Source organism: Sinobacterium caligoides (assembly GCF_003752585.1).
GTDB lineage: Bacteria > Pseudomonadota > Gammaproteobacteria > Pseudomonadales > Sinobacteriaceae > Sinobacterium > Sinobacterium caligoides.
In genome coordinates this window covers 1,290,242-1,307,547 of the sequence record NZ_RKHR01000003.1, presented here as the reverse complement: position 1 = coordinate 1,307,547, position 17,306 = coordinate 1,290,242, and the positions used below count along the sequence as shown (strand labels likewise).

General features: G+C 59.2%; 16 protein-coding genes. 3 read left to right on the top strand and 13 right to left on the bottom strand.

Going from position 1 to position 17,306, the window contains the following annotated elements; translation table 11 throughout:
• Positions 1-110: 110 nt before the first annotated feature.
• From guaD to xdhA, 8 genes are all read right to left on the bottom strand, one after another.
• Positions 111-1,457, bottom strand: coding sequence for a guanine deaminase (guaD, locus tag EDC56_RS05835; protein ID WP_123711536.1), 1,347 nt, complete (start codon positions 1,455-1,457; stop codon positions 111-113).
• Entirely contained in the window at positions 1,454-1,990 is a 537-nt protein-coding gene (locus tag EDC56_RS05830) for an ureidoglycolate lyase (RefSeq protein ID WP_123711535.1), read from the bottom strand. Before EDC56_RS05830 ends, guaD begins: the two co-directional genes overlap by 4 nt.
• Before the next feature lie 2 nt (positions 1,991-1,992).
• A complete protein-coding gene (uraH, locus tag EDC56_RS05825; protein WP_123711534.1) occupies positions 1,993-2,337 on the bottom strand; it encodes a hydroxyisourate hydrolase in 345 nt (114 codons plus the stop codon).
• A complete protein-coding gene (gene uraD, locus EDC56_RS05820) occupies positions 2,334-2,834 on the bottom strand; it encodes a 2-oxo-4-hydroxy-4-carboxy-5-ureidoimidazoline decarboxylase (protein WP_123711533.1) in 501 nt (166 codons plus the stop codon). The genes uraH and uraD overlap by 4 nt, the downstream gene beginning before the upstream one ends.
• 225 nt (positions 2,835-3,059) lie before the next feature.
• Complete coding sequence (gene allB, locus EDC56_RS05815; protein ID WP_123711532.1) at positions 3,060-4,436, bottom strand: allantoinase AllB; 1,377 nt, start codon at positions 4,434-4,436, stop codon at positions 3,060-3,062.
• On the bottom strand, positions 4,433-5,386 hold the full coding sequence (xdhC, locus tag EDC56_RS05810) for a xanthine dehydrogenase accessory protein XdhC (RefSeq protein ID WP_123711531.1): 954 nt from the start codon (positions 5,384-5,386) through the stop codon (positions 4,433-4,435). Before xdhC ends, allB begins: the two co-directional genes overlap by 4 nt.
• Positions 5,387-5,389: 3 nt before the next feature.
• Complete coding sequence (gene xdhB / locus EDC56_RS05805; RefSeq protein ID WP_123711530.1) at positions 5,390-7,735, bottom strand: xanthine dehydrogenase molybdopterin binding subunit; 2,346 nt, start codon at positions 7,733-7,735, stop codon at positions 5,390-5,392.
• Positions 7,728-9,209 (bottom strand): xanthine dehydrogenase small subunit, encoded by a 1,482-nt coding sequence (xdhA, locus tag EDC56_RS05800; protein WP_123711529.1) that lies wholly within the window; start codon positions 9,207-9,209, stop codon positions 7,728-7,730. The genes xdhB and xdhA overlap by 8 nt, the downstream gene beginning before the upstream one ends.
• A 471-nt stretch (positions 9,210-9,680) precedes the next feature.
• Here xdhA and EDC56_RS05795 point away from each other — a divergent pair, with 471 nt between their 5' ends.
• The 3 genes from EDC56_RS05795 to EDC56_RS05785 all read left to right on the top strand — a co-directional run bounded on the left by EDC56_RS05795 (position 9,681) and on the right by EDC56_RS05785 (position 12,991).
• Positions 9,681-10,859, top strand: a complete 1,179-nt coding sequence (locus EDC56_RS05795; protein ID WP_123711528.1) for a pyridoxal-phosphate-dependent aminotransferase family protein — start codon at positions 9,681-9,683, stop codon at positions 10,857-10,859.
• 428 nt (positions 10,860-11,287) lie between these two features.
• A complete protein-coding gene (locus EDC56_RS05790) occupies positions 11,288-12,175 on the top strand; it encodes an outer membrane protein OmpK (RefSeq protein WP_245980648.1) in 888 nt (295 codons plus the stop codon).
• A gap of 162 nt (positions 12,176-12,337) precedes the next feature.
• Complete coding sequence (locus EDC56_RS05785) at positions 12,338-12,991, top strand: TetR/AcrR family transcriptional regulator (protein ID WP_245980647.1); 654 nt, start codon at positions 12,338-12,340, stop codon at positions 12,989-12,991.
• 19 nt (positions 12,992-13,010) lie between these two features.
• Here EDC56_RS05785 and EDC56_RS05780 read toward each other — a convergent pair whose 3' ends face one another.
• The 5 genes from EDC56_RS05780 to EDC56_RS05755 form a co-directional block, all read right to left on the bottom strand.
• A complete protein-coding gene (locus EDC56_RS05780) occupies positions 13,011-14,717 on the bottom strand; it encodes a GMC family oxidoreductase (RefSeq protein ID WP_123711526.1) in 1,707 nt (568 codons plus the stop codon).
• Positions 14,717-15,316 carry a gluconate 2-dehydrogenase subunit 3 family protein gene (locus EDC56_RS05775; protein WP_123711525.1) on the bottom strand — a complete coding sequence of 200 codons (600 nt, stop codon included), beginning with the start codon at positions 15,314-15,316 and terminating at the stop codon, positions 14,717-14,719. Before EDC56_RS05775 ends, EDC56_RS05780 begins: the two co-directional genes overlap by 1 nt.
• Before the next feature lie 17 nt (positions 15,317-15,333).
• Complete coding sequence (locus EDC56_RS05770; RefSeq protein ID WP_162844093.1) at positions 15,334-15,978, bottom strand: thioredoxin family protein; 645 nt, start codon at positions 15,976-15,978, stop codon at positions 15,334-15,336.
• 191 nt (positions 15,979-16,169) lie between these two features.
• Positions 16,170-17,030, bottom strand: coding sequence for a sulfate transporter CysZ (gene cysZ, locus EDC56_RS05760; RefSeq protein WP_123711523.1), 861 nt, complete (start codon positions 17,028-17,030; stop codon positions 16,170-16,172).
• Positions 17,027-17,302 (bottom strand): cysteine-rich CWC family protein, encoded by a 276-nt coding sequence (locus tag EDC56_RS05755; protein WP_123711522.1) that lies wholly within the window; start codon positions 17,300-17,302, stop codon positions 17,027-17,029. The genes cysZ and EDC56_RS05755 overlap by 4 nt, the downstream gene beginning before the upstream one ends.
• Positions 17,303-17,306 lie beyond the last annotated feature (4 nt).

Below are 17,306 nucleotides of genomic sequence, written 5' to 3'. Positions count from 1 at the left end.
GGTATAACCTCTCTTATTGTTGACGCTCTCGTTCGGCATCTTCAATATTGCCGGCTGATGCCGGTCGTTGAGTGACTCACCGGAGTGAGCCACGAACTAATAGTGTGTGTTTAGCAGTGGGTGTGTGTGCAGCCCGCTTTGGTACAGTGATCTTCTCGCTTGAACTGTGCCTCACCCATGATATAGGTGGCGCTGACGGTACGGTCGTCGCCGAGCATGGCGAGGACGAACAGCTGTTCCTCGAGGTTGCGGGCGCGATCGACACGGAAGTTGAGTAGGGTGCTGGCGCGTGGGTTGAGTACCACGAAGTCAGCCTCTTTACCGTATTCGAAGTTGCCGATGGTGCTCTGTAGATCGAGTGCCTCGGCGCTGCCTAGTGTAGCGCGGTAGAAGGCCTGCATGGCTGGTAGGGTTGAGCCCTGCAGCTGCTGAATCTTGTAAGCGTCACTCATGGTCTGCAGCATCGAGAAGCTAGTGCCGGCACCGACGTCGGTACCAAAGCCCATCTTCACGCCGAGGTCGCGCAGCTTCTGCAGCGGGAATAGACCCGAGCCGAGGAAGAGGTTCGACGACGGACAGTGGGCGATGGCCGATTGCGTGTCCGCGAGGCGCTGACAGGCGTCGTCACAGAGGTGAACACCGTGGGCAAAGACGGAGCGATTGCCCAACAGGTTATAGCGGTCGTAGACATCGAGGTAATGCTTGCTGTCGGGGTAGAGCTCTTGCACCCAGGCAATTTCGTTCTTGTTCTCCGACAGGTGGGTGTGCATGTAAACACCGGGGTTCTCACGCAGCAAGTCACCGGCACGGCCGAGCTGTTCGGGGCTCGAGGTCGGCGCGAAACGCGGCGTGATGGCGTACTGTAGACGATCCTTGCCGTGCCAGCGATTGATCAGATCACGAGACTCACGATAACCGCTCTCGGCGCTGTCTCGGAGGTAGTCGGGACAGTTACGGTCCATCAATACCTTGCCGCAGATCATGCGCAGGTTACGTGCTTCGGCCTTGTTGAAGAAGGCGTCGACCGACTGGGGGTGGACGGTGCCGAAGACGAGGGCGGTGGTGGTACCACAGCTGACCAACTCGTTGAGGAAAACCTCGGCGACTTGCTCGGCGTAGACCTGATCGCTGAAGCGGCGCTCGGTCGGGAAGGTGTAGGTTTCGAGCCACTCAAGCAGCTGCTCGCCGTAGGCGGCGATCATGCCGATCTGCGGATAGTGCACGTGGGTGTCGATGAAACCGGGCACGATCAGGTGGCCGGGATAGTGCTCGATCTCGACTTCCTCGGGAATCTCGCCCAGCAGCTCGTGGGCTGAGCCCAGCTTCTTGATGTGGCCGTTTTCGCACAGCAGAATGCCATCTTCGACATACTGATAGGCTTCGTCACCGTGCAGCGCGGGGTCGGAGAGGAAGTGCAGGATATTTCCGCGCACTGCCGTTAGCGTTTTCTTGCTCATATGTTGCTGCCTCGAGCGTCTGCCGTGATGGCGACTTGAATGGATTGCTGTACGGTTTCTTCGTCACAGTTATTGCCTTCGCCACCGCGGTCGACGACGAGGAAGTCGCACTGCTTATTCAGTGCCAGACAGTAGTGATGCCACGTTCCCTTATGATAGTTAACGCCTTGGCCTGGCTGCGCGATGAAGGCCTCGAGGGCGTTTTCATCGAACTCACCGGCCTTGCCGACGACGACCACGAAGGGCTCGCCGCTCAGCGCGATAAAGGCCTGTGACGACAACGGGTGGCGCTCCATGATCTTGATATCGATCGGCGTCGGTAGGGGACGCGAGCGAAAGATATTGATCAGCGGCTGCCCGTCATCGGCGGCAACATCGACCTGCGCGAGGTTGTGGTAGCGCTCGGTATTACCGTAGTTGATGTTCAGTACTTTCTCGGCAGTGTCGATACTGATCACGTCACCGTAGGGAGCGAAGGCTTCCGGGGTGAGTGGTCGTGGTGTCAGTGTCTTTGTCGTTACGGTGTCGCTCATGCTTAGCTGCCTCGGTAGGTGCTGTAGCCGTAGGGGCTAAGCAGTAGCGGAATGTGGTAGTGTTGGCCGTCACCGGGGATGCTGAAGACCACCTCGGCGTAAGGATAGAAGCAATCTTGTTGCTGTGCTTCGTGGTAGGCGCGAGTCTCGAAGAGCACTTTATAAGTGCCTTCTGCCAATACGACGTCGTCGGCCAGCAAGCCGGGTAGGCGGCCGTCGGAGTTGGTGATGCCGCTGTTCAGGGCGATGAACTGCCCGTCAGGCTGCTGTGCAAACAGGGTGATAGCCAGGTTGCTCGCGGGTAGGCCGGTAGCGGTGTCGAGGACGTGTGTGGTGATCTGGCTCATAGCAGCTTCTCCAGTCTAATGCGGGTAATTTTACGCTGCTCTTCTGCGGCGTTAGTAATTTCTGTGGCGCGTGAATTGGGTAGACGCGCTTGTAATAGGGCGAGCATCTGCTCGGCACTCTTGCCGGTGGCGCAGACGATGAAGATGAAACCGTTACGCTCATAGTAACGCTGGTTGTCACGGGCCAGCGTCTCGATGACTTGTTCTGTGGCTTGGTTGACGCTGGACTGCTCACCGCTGGCGAGGGCCTCGGTGTTGGCATATTTGGCGCGCAGGGTCGACACATCACCGATCATCGGGTGACCCTCGAAGGCCTGCAGATAGTCGTTATCGCCAAGGCCCTGCCAGTGTTGGTCAGCGGCGTCACAAAGCGCGGCGAAATCGGCGTAGGGGCGAGCCTCGACCATGCGTTGACACCAGCGCTCACTGACACAGCAGAGCATGAAGGCCTCGGTGGCCTCTTGTGCTGAACAGTGGTTTAACGTCTCTAAATTCATTTTTATGCCTCTCTTGCCGCTACGTCAATGAGTAGCTTGGTACAGCGTGCTGCGAAACGGTTCTTTTGTTTTATTGTGCTCATCGTATTCTCATCGCTTGCGTAATTAGGGGGAACAGCGTCGTGTCGTGGACTGCGAGGCTGGTGATGTAAAGGGCTGTTCGCCACCGCGTTGCCGAGGTGGCGATTTGCACCGGTGAATGGCAGTGCCGTTGGGCCTGCCTCGTTAAAAGGATCCTTTCAGCAGGTGCTGACCGCTGGCTTCACCGAGGTAGTTATCGTCGCGGTAGATACACTCGCCACGCAACCAGGTCTCGATGATACTGCCTCTAACGGCGGTGCCGACGTAGGGAGAAATCTTGTGCTTGTGCTTGATCATCTCGGTGCTGATGACGTAGGCGGCGGTGTCGTCGAAGACACAGAAATCTGCCAATTTGCCGACTTCGATGCTGCCCTTGAGGTGGCCCATGGAGGCGAACTCAGCGGGTTTGCTGCACATCAGGCGGGCGATATCGACGAGGCTGAAGCCGCGTGTGCGGCCCTCGCTCCAGATCAGCGGTAGACCAAACTGCAGGGCGGAGATGCCGCCCCAAGCTGCTTCTAAGTCGCCGCTGTCGATGTGCTTGAGCTGTGGTGTACAGGGCGAGTGATCGGAGACCACTTTGCTGATGGTGCCGTCCTCGATAGCCGCCCAGAGTAGCTGGCGGTTGTGATCTTCACGAATCGGTGGGCAGCACTTGAACACGGTTTTGCCGTCCGGGATCGCCTCACTGTTCAGCGTCAGGTAGTGCGGGCAGGTCTCAGCGGTCAGCTGCAGGCCCTCCTGCTGTGCGGCGCGAATCAGCGGTAGTGCCTCGGCGCTGGACAGGTGGACGATGTGGGCGAGTGGCTCGAGGCCCTCGGCCTTAATCTCACGCATCACTCGCACCACCATGGCGATGGCGTTGTTCTCGAGTGACTTCGGGCGCGAGTCGAGGAAGCTCTGGTAGGAGTGGTCGATGATCGCGTCGGGGTTGCCGTCCATCTCGGCGTGCACCAAGTAGGGCAGTTGGGCGCGGGCCATGATACGCATGCCCTGTTTCATCTGTGCTTCATTGACGCTGGGAAACTCGTCGAGGCCAGAGTGACAGGTGAACGACTTGGCGCCGAGGATGCCGGCTTCGGTCAGTGCCTCAAGGTCGTCGAGGTTGTCGCTGGTGATACCGCCCCAGAAGCCGCAGTCGACCCACAGCTTCTTACCGTCGGTGATCTCGTTCAGTTTGATGTTGAGCGCGTCGACGGTGGTGGTCACCGGGCTGCAGTTCAGCGGCATGTCGACCAGGGTGGTGATACCACCGGCACAGGCGGCGTGAGTCGCGGTGTCGAAGCCTTCCCAGTCGGTACGCCCCGGCTCGTTGATGTGCACGTGGGTGTCCACGAGGCCGGGCATTAAGACGTTATTGCCAAGATCGACGAGCTCGGCGTTAATGAGTAGATTGCCGTCGTAATCGTGGCTCTCGATAGACTCGATGCGCTCACCGGCGACAATGATGGTAGCGGCGATCTCGCCGTTCGGAGTGATGACGCGGCGGCTGCGTAGTGCTTTTATGTTCGATTCGCTCACTGTGAGTCTCGCGTATTAGGGCCGCTGTAAGCAGGCTCGGGTTGATCGGTGTGGCTCGCTGTGTCGTCGCTTGACGAACGTTGCTTAGCGGAGCCGTCGGCGGCATCTGTCGTGTCCGCTTCGGTGGCTTGTAATAGGCTTTTGACGGTGCGCCAGTTCATGCCTTGCTGGGTCGGCTGCTCGGGCAGATCGCGATGATACTCGGCAATAAGCTCGGCGCTGACGGAGACGGCAACCTCCATCGGTAGCTTACCGGGTACATCGAGGTTGCCCATCGGGCAGCGCATGCCGGCAATCTGCTGCTCGCTGAAGCCTCGCTGTTGCAGGCGACGCTGGAAGCGTAGGGCCTTCGTCTCTGAGCCAATCACGCCGAGATAGCGTGCATCGCCGCGACTGATCACGGCGCTGGTCAGCTCAAAGTCGAGCTGATGATTGTGGGTGAGAATCAGGTAGTAGCAGTTAGCCGGCAGGTCGGCGACCTCGTCGGCGGGAAACTCACTGACAATCTTGTTGACGCCGTCGGCGAGTTGCTCGGGAAACTGCTCCGGGCGCTGATCGATCCAGTGTACGCGGGCGTTGAGGCCAGCGAGGATCGGGGTCAGCACCTTGCCAATGTGGCCGGCACCGAAGACGGCGATATCGATGCCGCTGCGGGTGAAACACTCGAACATCAGCGTCGCGCTGCCACCACAACACTGACCCAGCGTGGGGCCAAGGGGGTAGTGCTCGATCTGTTGTTCGGCGCTGCCGGCTTTAAGGAGTTGCTGGGCCTTGATCAGAGCCTTGTATTCGAGGTGACCGCCGCCGATGGTGCCGTACAGGGTTTCCTCGCTAACGACCATCTTGGTGCCACTGTTGCGCGGCGTCGAGCCACGCACACCGATGACCGTGACGAGCACATAAGCTTCGCCACGTTGTTGTAAGTCGTTACAGGCCTGGGACCAGCTCATACGTTAACCCTCCGCCTGTGCTTGCGCACGCGTTGCGTTGACGGCCCACAGTACCTTCTCAGGGGTGGCGGGGCTGTGCAGCTCGGGGCTGACACGGTAGTCGGCGAGCGAGCTGACGGCGTCGCGAATCGCGCAGAGTACGGCGATGCCGTGCATGAACGGCGGCTCACCGACGGCCTTCGAGTTGAGGATGGTGTCCTCGGGGTTGGCACGTTCGAACAGCTCGACGTTAAACTTCTCCGGCAGATCGTTGACGGCGGGAATCTTGTAGGTCGCGCCGTTATTGGTCAGCAGGCGACCTTCGTTGTTCCATACCAGCTCTTCCGTGGTGACCCAGCCGAGACCCTGGGCGAAGGCGCCCTCGATCTGACCGATGTCGATCGCCGGGTTCAGCGAGGTGCCAACATCGTGCAAGATGTCGACCTGGCTGAGCTGGTATTCACCGGTGAGGGTGTCGACCAAGACTTCGGCACAGCTCGCGCCCATGGCAAAGTAGAAGAAGGGACGGCCGGCGGCTTTTTCACGATCGTAGTGAATCTTTGGTGTCTTGTAGTAGCCGGTCGAAGACAGCGAGACGCGGTTCATGTAGGCCAGCTGAGAGAACTCGGCGAAGCTCATGGTCTGTGCGCCTAGCTGCACTTCTCCGTCGGCGAACTTGATCGCCGAAGTGGCGAGACCGAAGTGTTCGCTGGCGAAGTCGATCAAACGCTGCTTGATGGTCAGGGCGGCATTCTGTGCGGCCTTACCGTTCAGGTCGGTACCGGAAGAGGCGGCGGTAGGTGAGGTGTTGGGCACCTTGTCAGTCCGCGTAGCGGTTACCAGTACATCGTCGATGTCGACCCCAAACTCGGCGGCGACAATCTGTGCCACCTTGGTGTGTAGCCCCTGGCCCATCTCGGTGCCACCGTGGTTGACCTGAATCGAGCCATCGGTATAGATATGGATCAGCGCGCCAGCCTGGTTGAGGTGCTGCACGGTGAAGGAGATGCCGAACTTGACCGGTGTCAGCGCTAGGCCTTTTTTCATGATCGGCGAGTGCTGGTTGAACTCGGTGATGGCGGCGCGGCGGGCGCGGTAATTACTGCTTTCTTCCAGCTGTTCAATCAGCTCCTCGAGAATGTTGTGCTCGACGGTCTGGTGATAGTGGGTGACGTTGCGGCCGCCCTCGTCGGTGTACAGGTTGAGCTTACGCACGTCGAGGGGGTCTTTACCGACGCGACGGGCGATATCGTCCATCATGCGCTCGGCCAGGATCACCCCCTTGGGGCCGCCGAAACCGCGGTAAGCGGTGTTGGAGACGGTATTGGTCTTACAGCGGTTGCCGGTAATCTTGGCGTTGCCGAGATAGTAGGCGTTGTCGCTGTGAAACATCGCGCGGTCGACGATGGCGTCGGAGAGGTCTGGGGCATAGCCGCAGTGGCCGTTGACGGTGATATCGGCCCCCTGGATCAAGCCCTCTTCATCGACGCCGACCGTGAACTGGTTGTAGAACGGGTGGCGCTTGCCGGTAGAGCTCATGTCGTCGCTGCGGGCGAGGCGCATCTTACAGGCGCGACCGGTCTTGCTGGCAACGAGGGCGGCGAGGCAGGCCCACTGTGCAGCCTGTGTCTCCTTGCCGCCGAAGCCGCCACCCATGCGACGCATGTCGACGGTGATCAGGTTCATTGGTACGTCGAGCACCTCGGCAACCAGCTTCTGTACTTCCGCCGGGTGTTGGCTGGAGCTGTAGACCATCATGCCGCGGTCTTCGGCGGGGATCGCAAGGGAGACCTGCCCCTCGAGGTAGAAGTGCTCCTGGCCGCCGATGAATTGCTCGCCCTCAAGTACGATCGGTGCATCTTTGATCGCCTTGGCGGCGTCGCCGCGCTGTTGGCTGTGCGGCGGACGCACGAAACTTTCAGCTTCTAAAGCGTCGGCAACAGTAATTAGGGCGCGCTCACTATCGATCTTGATCTCGGCGAGGCGGGCGGCGCGGCGGGCGGCGTTGTAAGAGGTGGCGGCAACCACGAAAATCGGCTGACCGAGGAACTCGACCTCACCCTGAGCCAGTAGCGGCTCGCCGGGGAAGACGGCGCCGATATCGAGGTGACCGGGCACGTCGTCGGCGGTCAGTACGGCGACAACGCCCTCGGCCTGGCGAACGGGGCCGAGGTCGAGTTTATTGATCTTGCCGCGGGCCTTGGGGCTAAAGCCGCAATAGGCATAGAGGGTGCCGGCGGGCTCAGGCATATCGTCGACGTAGATGGCTTCGCCGCTGACGTGCTTGTGCGCGCTCTCGTGTTTGGTGGAGCTACCGGCGTGGCCTTTGGCCTGCTGCACGGTGGTTTGGCTGTTGGGCATACTACGCATGGCTACAAATCCTGGTCTGGGTCGCATCGACGAAAAGCGGCGAGTCATTTTCTTGTTGTAATTCGAGACCGATCTCGATGAAGGCCTTCTGCAGTAAGTTGCGGCTGACCTCTAGGCGATATTCGCTGCTGGCACGCATGTCACTGAGTGGCTGAAAATCGACGGCAAGCTGCTGCTTGGCATTGTCGATGGTGGCCTGGTTGAACGGCTGGCCGATCAGCGCGGCCTCGGTGGCCTTGGCGCGCTTGGGCGTTGCCGCCATGCCGCCGAAGCCGAGGCTGGCCTTGCTGATGACGCCGTCGACAACGCTCAGGTTGAAGGCGGCCAAGACGGCAGAGATGTCGTCGTCTTGACGCTTGGAGATCTTGTAGACCTTCAGGTGGGCGTTCTCTTCCGGTAGCGGAATCAAGATATCGCCGATCAACTCGTCGCTTTTCAGCAGTGTCTGACGGTAGTCGGTGAAGAAATCTTCGAGTGCCACATCGCGGCAATGGCTTGCCGACTTTAGGGTTAGATTGGCGTTCAACGCTAATAATACGGGGGGGGTGTCGCCGATCGGCGATGCATTACCAATGTTGCCGCCAAAACTGCCTTGCTGACGCACCTGCTTCGCGGCGAAGCGAGCGAGCATGTCGGCAAATTCTGGGTAGTAGTTTTTCAGTGTCTCGACACTGCTGTCGAGGCTGCGGGCGCCACCGATGACGATCTCAGTGTCCGTCACGGTCAGCTTGTTGAGTTCCTTAACCCGCGATAGATCGATCATCTCGGGGATGGTGCGCAGGTGTTGGGTGACCTCGAGGGCGAGATCGGTGCCGCCGCGCACGAGACGTGCCTTCGGGTGGCTGGCAATTAACTCCACAGCTTGCTGTAGCGTGGCGGGCGCGTAGTAGTGGTGCTCGCCGTTGCTGAGGGTGACCACCTCGTCGGCATCGCCGTTGATCTTGTTGAGAGACTTCTTGGTGTGTTCGGCGTTACGGGTGAACTGATCGTCCTCGGCGGGCTCGTACATCTGTACTGCCGCGTCCATGATTGGGCGGTAGCCAGTACAGCGACAGAGGTTGCCGGAGAGTGCTTCGAGGGTCTCGCCACGCTCGTAGTGATCGCTGCGCTTTTGCAGAGCGAACAGGCTCATGACGATACCAGGGGTGCAGAAGCCGCACTGTGAACCGTGCTTGTCGACCATCGCCTGCTGCACAGGGTGCAGTTTGTCCTGCTCCTTTAGGTGAGCGGCGGTGATTAGCTGCTTGCCGTGCAAGTTGCCGACAAAGGTGATGCAGCTGTTGGCGGTGCGGTAGTTGAGCTCGTCATCGACCAGCTCCGCCAGCACGACGGTGCAGGCACCGCAGTCACCGGAGGCACAGCCCTCCTTTGAGGAGTTCTCTTTGAGTTCGTTGCGTAGATACTCGAGCACCGTCATGTTGGGGTCGCAGTTGTCTATCGCGTGTGGCTGATCATTCAGTAAAAAGCGTATCACGGTCTTTCCTCTAGTTCTTATGTACCGTACTTTTCATCGCCCCACAGTACTTACGTCTTGGTGCTTGCGCACTGAGTGTTTGTGGCCAGAATTTTAGTCGACGGTCGCGTTTTTGCTACATCATCTGTAGGGCGTCAGTATGTATTAGCCCCTATTAAAAGAAAACCTGACTCTGTGGTCAACTTTTTTATTGCTAATCCGTAGAAAAAACCCTACTTTGAGCACTAGAAATGATGCATCTCAACGGCTGACGACTAGACGCCACAAGGTCTGGTATGTAAGTATTCATTGATCACATTAATTTTCTCCCTGAGTCAGTGTTGACGGGCTCTAGAGGAGAATGAGTGCGCCCAGGGGCGCTCGACGACCGTTTTGATGATAATCTCGATGGCAGCTGACGGTAACACCGTCGATTACTGGCCACGATGATCACTCTCAATGACCACTTTTAAAGACAATAATGGAAACGCTATGACGCAAGTATTTAATCCCCCCGTTCGCACCCTGATGGGACCCGGCCCCGCTGATGTTAATCCCCGTATTCTGTCGGCACTGGCGCGTCCTACCATCGGCCATCTTGACCCTGAATTCGTGCGCATGATGGACGAGGTGAAGCGCATGCTGCAGTCGGCCTTCCAGACCAAGAATGCGTTGACGCTGCCGATCTCTGCCCCCGGTAGTGCAGGCATGGAGGCGTGTTTCGTTAACTTGCTGGAGGCCGGTGATAAGGCCATTGTCTGTCAGAACGGCGTCTTTGGCGGGCGCATGAAAGAAAATGTTGAGCGCTGCGGCGCGACGGCGATCATGGTCGAGGACGACTGGGGTAAGCCCGTCGACCCCAACAAGCTCGAGGCGGCGCTGCAGGCGAACCCCGATGCTAAGGTCGTAGCCTTCGTGCACGCCGAGACCTCAACGGGGGTGCAGAGCGATGCTGAGACCCTCTGTCGCCTAGCGGCGGCACACGACTGCCTGACTATTGTCGACTGTGTGACCTCTGTCGGTGGCACCGAGGTGGCGATCGATCGCTGGGGCGCCGATGCGGTTTACTCGGGGACACAGAAGTGTCTGAGCTGTGTGCCGGGCATCTCGCCGGTGAGCTTCAGCGACAAGGCGGTCGCGGCGATCAACGCACGCTCGACCAAGGTACAAAGCTGGTTCCTCGATATGGGACTGGTGATGGGTTATTGGGGGGAGAACACCAAGCGCGCCTACCACCACACGGCACCGGTGAATACCCTATACAGCCTGCACGAGGCGTTACTGATCCTCGAAGAAGAGGGGCTGGAGAATGCCTGGGCCCGTCACCGTGAACACCACACGGCACTTGTGGCCGGCCTCGAGGCGATGGGCTTGAGCATGGTGGTCGATGCCGATTGCCGCCTGCCGCAGTTGAACGTGGTGAGTGTGCCGGCGGGTGTCGATGAGGCCGCCGTGCGTGCCACCTTGTTGGCCGATTACAACCTGGAGATCGGTGCCGGTCTCGGGCCTCTGGCCGGTAAAGTCTGGCGCATCGGCCTGATGGGCTTTGCCTGTAACAAGACCAATGTGCTGTTCTGTCTGGGCTCGCTAGAGCAGGTGCTGCGTGAGCAGGGCGCAGATATTGTCGCCGGCAGCGCACAGGGGGCGGCACGCGCCGCCTATGCGGGTTAATACCTAGCGTTCCAGATCGCCGATGTTGGCGATTTATTGTACAGCTGAGCAGCCGCCCGACCGTCGTCGGGCGGCTTTTTTTTGCTTAAATTAGCGGCTGAACGATTTTTTTGCGGCTATTTAATCCGCCGAGTGGAATTCTTTTTTCCCTTTCTATCTCCACTTTAATCAGTGTGTTGGCCGAACTATCTGTTGTTTGTGGCGGCGCTCAGGGCGAAAGTGGGAAACATTTCGGGCAAAAACTTGTCGACGGGGTTAAAAAGTTTGCTAGTATAGTTTCCGGACCACATGGTCAGCTTTTTGCCATAAAAACTATACGCAAAAAGACTTACATGAGCGGCGCCGTTGTTTGGCCCGTAGAAGCATCAGTCCGCCGGAGGATCTATTTTATGGCGGTCAATCGAATAATTAAGTGTTGGGGAAGAAGTATGAGTATGAAGAAACTGGCCATTAGCGCCGCCGTTGCCGCTGTAACCACCGTCTCAGCGGCCGCGCAGGCGGAGATGTTCTGGAGTGATAACTCCGCCAGCTATCTGATGGGAAATGACTATAAATTACCCTTGAGTGGCGATGATGTTAATGGTGCGCCAGACACTAGCGAGAGCCGCTACGTGCTGACCTTCGAGCACGCCTCCGGACACAGCTGGGGTGATGTCTTCTTCTTCGCCGACCGCAGCCAATCGAAAGATGGATCAGAAGAGTCGGAGATCTACTCTGAGCTGGGTGCACGTATTTCTTCCGGCGTGGTGATGAGCGACAAGCTGGCCTTCGGCCCTGTTACCGATGTGCTGCTGGCCGGCCAGCTCGAAATGGGATCAGCCAGCAATGGCGGTAAGGTCAATAACCAGCTGCTCGGTCTCGGCTTCGACTTCAAGGTACCGGGCTTCGACTACTTCCAGTTGAATACCTACTACCGCTTCAACGGCGATAGCGCGTATCGAGAATTTAACCCCGCTGATTATTCTTTTGAGCGTCGTGACGTGAAGAATAACTTCCAGCTGACGCCAGTCTGGGGCACCTCGTTCAACATCGGCTCGGCCCGCTTCGTCTGGGATGGTTTCGCCGACATCACCACCGATGCCGATGTCGATGATGTTGCTGAGCAGAAGGGCTATGTACATATACAGACCCAGCTGAAGTGGGATGCCGGTAAGTTGCTGATGAATCAAGAGAAGAAGCTCTATCTCGGTGTTGAGTACGAATACTGGAGCGACAAGTTTGGCGTCGAAGACGGTTCAGATTCTGACTACTGGGCTGGTGGCAAGAACGATACCACAGAGAGCAACATCCAGCTGCTCGTGAAATACCACCTGTAGGCGCGAGCTCGCGTAAGACGATGGTAGAACAGCGGCTGCGGCCGCTGTTTTTGTCTCTGGCGCCGCCGTTGCTGAAGCGGTTTATTAAATGTGTTATAAAGGCGTCCAGCTATAAGCGTGATTGCGTATCCTGTGATTGGAGGTTTTCGTAAGATGGATGGCGTGGAACAGAAGAAGTATAAGAGGGGCCTGATTCGGGAGGAGAACGAGCGTCTCATCCTCGAGGCAGCGGCGCAGGAGTTCGTGTTGAACGGCTTCCGCGGTACGACGATGAATGCCATCGCCGAGCGTTCCGGCCTGCCTAAAGCCAATCTACACTACTATTTCAAGAATAAGATCTCGCTCTACGGCGCCGTGCTGCGCGGGGTGATCGAGATGTGGGACTCGACCTTCAACGAACTGACCGGTGATGATGACCCGGCCGAGGTGTTGTCGAGTTATATCTATACCAAGGTGATGTTCTCCCGTGATAACGCGGTGGTCTCGCGACTGTTCGCGCTGGAGTTGATCAGCGGTGGCGAGCATCTCAGTGAGTACTTCGGCATCGATTACCAGGAGTGGTTTACCGGCCGTGCCGAGGTCTTCCAGGCGTGGATCGACAAGGGCAAGATGGACCCGGTGGATCCGGTGCATGTGATCTTCCTCATCTGGGCATCAACCCAGCACTACGCTGACTTTGCGCCGCAGGTGAATCGGGTGATGGCGGGGGGGCAGATGTCCCATGAGGACTTCGACCGCGCCGCCCAGACCCTGGTCCATGTAATCCTCAAGGGCTGTGGTATCTCGCAGGGCTTGGTCGGCCACGTGCTGTCCTAGTCGCTGGCTGGGCTGCCTGTCAGCCCAGCTGTTTGACGATTTTATCGGCGACACGAAAGGCGTTGGCGTAGATCGTCCAAGTGTAGGGTACGCTGCCACCGGTGGGCATGAAGCTGCCATCGCTGACAAAGACGTTCGCGCAATCATGGATGCGGCAGTCGCGATCGAGTACCGAATGGCGTGGATCATCGCCGAAACGACAGCCCCCAGCCTGTAAATTTTGTGCCGGATAGCCGCTGATGTTGGAGCGGATATTCTTTGCCCCCATGTGCTGTAACACCTGCTCCCCTTTCTTCGCCATATATTCCCCCACCTGCAGATCGTGGTCGTGAAAACCGATGCGAATCTTGGCCACCGGGTCGCCCCAGCGATCGCGTTGTTCGGGGTCGAGGCTGACGAAGCAGTTGTCGGTGGGCAGCCAGTCGTTGAACACCTCGAAGTCGAAGGTACGCGAGCCGGTGAAACCCTGGTGCAGCTGCGTCTTTAGGGCGCCGCCCCAGAGCAGGCGGTCGTCCGCATCCCATTTCATGCGGTTGGCGCGGGAGATGGCGTTGGGGTGGGCGAGCAGGAAGTCGATGGTGCCCCCCTTGGCGGTGCCGTTGGCGGCGCGCTGCCCGGTGAATTGCTTATCGTTGATCTGATACCAGTCCTGCAGGCCGCGATTGACGAAGGGGCCGACCACCTTCAGTTGCTCGGCCCGTGCCTCGGTGAGCTGGTCGTAGTAAAAGTCGCCGTGGCCGACGCCACCGGCGGAAAACAACAGGTTCTTGCCCACCTGCTGATACCGGTTGCCGAGGCCATCGGGGTGCTTCGGCCCGGTCGAGGCGAGCAGTAGGCGGGCACTCTCGATGGCCTGGCAGGCCACTACATAGACTTTGGCGCGGACGCTTTGACGCGCCCCGTGGCGATCGTAGTAGTGGATCGCACTGGCCTCACCGCGGGCGTTGGATTCGATCTTGAACACCTTTGAGTGGGGGCGGATCTCGCAGTTGCCGGTGGCGACGGCAGGATCGAGCAGGGCGGCACGGGCGCTACCCTTGGCGCCAGTGGCGCAGCCGTAGCTGCCGCAGTAGCCGGCGTACTCGCAGCTGTGGCGCCCGGCTTGGGGCACCGACAGCACGGCGCGTGCGGTCGGCAGCGGGGTGAAACCGAGGGCGCGGCTGCTGCTGTCGAACCAGCCGCTGATGGCGTGCTCGGCGGTGGGGGGGAGCGGGAAGTTGGCCTCTGAGCGCGGTTCCAGAAAGGCGTGTTTCACCACCTTGCCGGAGATGCCGACGCGGTGTTCGGCGAGGCTGTAGTAGGGTTCGAGCTCGGCGTAATCGATCGGCCAATCGGCGACGTTGGCGCCGTCGATGTTGCCATAGGTGCTCTTCAGCTTCAGGTCGCTGGGCTTGAGCCGGTAGAAGAAGCCGCTCATGAAGTTGGACGAGCCGCCGACGACGTTACCGTTCCAGAAGCTCCAGCCAGAGTCGGCGGTACTCTCGCTGCGCCAGCTGCCGTCTTGATATTCCTCCTCCAAGACATGGAACTCATCTTTCAGCTGTGGCGTGTAGACGTTGCGGCGGCCGGCGGCGAGCTCGTCTTTGTAGTAATCCTGTTCACGGTACCAGGGGCCTTTTTCGAGCACCAACACCTTATAGCCTTGTTCGCTAAGAGTGAGGGCAACGGGGCCGGCACCGGCGCCGCTGCCGATGATGACGGCGTCGTATTCTTGTGATGTTGCCATTAGCGTCGTCGCTCCAGTTGATACCAGGTGTGTGCTGGGTCGGGCTGCGGGAAGCCGCCGCTGTGTTGCAGCCAGCGCCAGCCCTGCTGATCGACATTGCCGCCATAGACCGGCGAGGAGAGCAGCGCCTCAAACAGGTAGTTGAGTTGATTAGCCAGCCAGTTTTGTCCGGCTTGGCTGCGGTTGACGGTGTCGATCAGCTGACGCTGCTGTTGGTCGTTGAGCTGGCTGAACGGTCGCTGATGGTGCTGCTTGGCAAGGTCGTTGAGCCAGCCGACGCCATCGAAGATGAACTGCTTGCTGTCGGCGTCGAGCTGCGGTTGCTCGGTGACGGCGTAGAGGTAGCTCAGGGCGTTCAGCTCACGGGCACCGGGGCCGTTACCGTCGCTGGGCAATAGCTGCTGCTGCACGCTGTCGAGTGTGAGCCAGGGGTCGCGCTGGCGCAGCGAAGTTAATGCCTTCTCCGCCGCTAACAGGCTGGCACTGGAGAGCAGTAAACCGGTGGCGAGACTGCCACGCAGAAAATCACGGCGTCGCAGCAGGCCGGCCTTGGCGGCGGCCCGTGGTGGTGCCGAGGGATCTGAGAAAGGGTTAGGCATGGTGGCTTCCGCGATCGTTATTGTGGGGGTTGCGTCGTGCTGGCGGGGCGGTGTTGCTGCATCTGGGCGATGAAGGCCTCGATCCGCTCGGGCGCAAACTGGCCGTCTACGACAAAGTCGGTCGGGCTCTGCGAGTGAAAGATGCTGGCGGCGTCGGCGACGAAGAAGTGTGGGTAGCCGCTGAAGGTGGGTAGTCCGGCGATGAAGGCGGCGTTGTCATTGTCATCGTCGACGCTGACCTTCAGTATCACGAACTGCGCGTAGAAGGCGTCGGCCAGCGCGCGATTCTGTGCCAGGGTCTGATCGAACTTGTGGCACCAACCACACCAGCTGCCGCCGACCTCGATAAAGACCTGGCGACCACTGTCGCTGGCGAGCTTGATGGCGGCGACGGCATCGACGAAGGGGTCGCGCTCGGCAGAGTAACTTTGGCTATAGTCCGGCAGTACACGCGCTGGCGGCGCGGCGGCAACACTAGCGACGGCGAGGGTGAATAGGACCGAGACGACGAGCGACTGCAGCAGTAGTTTGAAGCGGGGTAGAGCTTGTAGTCGCGGGGCGAGTGGCTGTAGGCGTGTCTTCATGCGGGGTTGTCCATAACGTCGTGTTGTCTGCTCTTTGAGTGATGTCATAGAAGATAGTTCCGTAGAAGATAGTTCCATAGAAGATAGCTCCATAGAAGATAGCTCCATAGAAGATCGTTCCACAGAAGCTCGCGGTGAAGCAAACCGCGAGCGATAAAGCTGGTGGCGAGCTGTCATCAAGGGCGGTGATAAAAGGCGGTCGTCATCAACCGCCGACGACGGTTGGTCGTCGGCGCGGGGCGAGCCCCGGGTCAAGTTGCGCCGAGGTGTTAGTCGCGTTGATTCGGATAGTTAGTCGGTTTGGCACTGCTGGGCTGGTTGAGTTGAGTACTCTGTCGGTGCGGTTGGGGCTGGCCGCCGGCGTTGCCCTGACCGGGAGGTCGAGGGTCGATGCCGTTCTCGGCCTTCAGTTGCTCGACCCAGAACAGGGTGGCGCCGCAGACGGCGGCGGGCATCACGATCAGGTTGACCAGCGGTATCAAGCTGAGCAGGGTCGCTGTGGCGCCGAAGCCGAGGCTGGTGAAGCGGTGTTGACGACAGGAGAACTTAACGCTGTCGAAGGGCTGCAGATGGTTGTCGAAGGGGATGTCGATGTACTGAATCGCCATCATCCAGGCGCCGAGCAGTAACCACAGCGGCGACGACAGCATGCCGATGAAGGGGATGAAGGCGAGCAGGGCGACCACGATCAACAGCGGTATCTGGTAGCCCAGCTTCTGCATTTCGCGCTTGAGTGTGCGTGGCACGGTCGCCATCATCTGCTTCCAGCCGGTATCGGCGCTAACGTGGCCGGTGAGGTGTTGTTCGAGCTTCTCCGACAGCAGGCCGTTGAAGGGGCTGGCGATGATGGTGGCGATGGCGGTAAAGGTGTACATGATGATGAAGAAGATGCCGATGAAGAACAGCGGTATCATCAGCCAGGTGACCCAGGCTAGCCAGCCGGGTAGGTAGCCGACCAGCCAGGTGCTGATCTCGCCGATCTGCGTATAAGCCCAGTAGATCATGCTGCTGAACAGTAGGATATTGATCGCTAGGGGAACGGCGACATAGGCGCGCAGACCGGGCGTGTTGAGGAGCTTGAAGCCCTGGGTGAAGTAGTACATCCCCTTGATTGGGTTGCCTTTAATCATTGCTTTTCCTTGTCGTCGGAGGCCTTGTGCGGGGCCATAATATCGGTGCCCAAGTCGTCGTCAGCGGCTGTCGACGGCTGGCTGAATAAGAAGGGGGCTAGGCAGTGCTGGCACAGGCACTGCTGATCGGCGAGCTGCGGGTGAGCACGCTGTAGGCGCTGCTGATCGACCTTGTTGTGCATGCACCAGCAGGGCGTCGCCTGGCTGTTGCTGTCGGCACCGCAGCGGTTATCGCCGCCACACAGCGGGCAGCTGTGAGCCTTATCGTGCATGGTT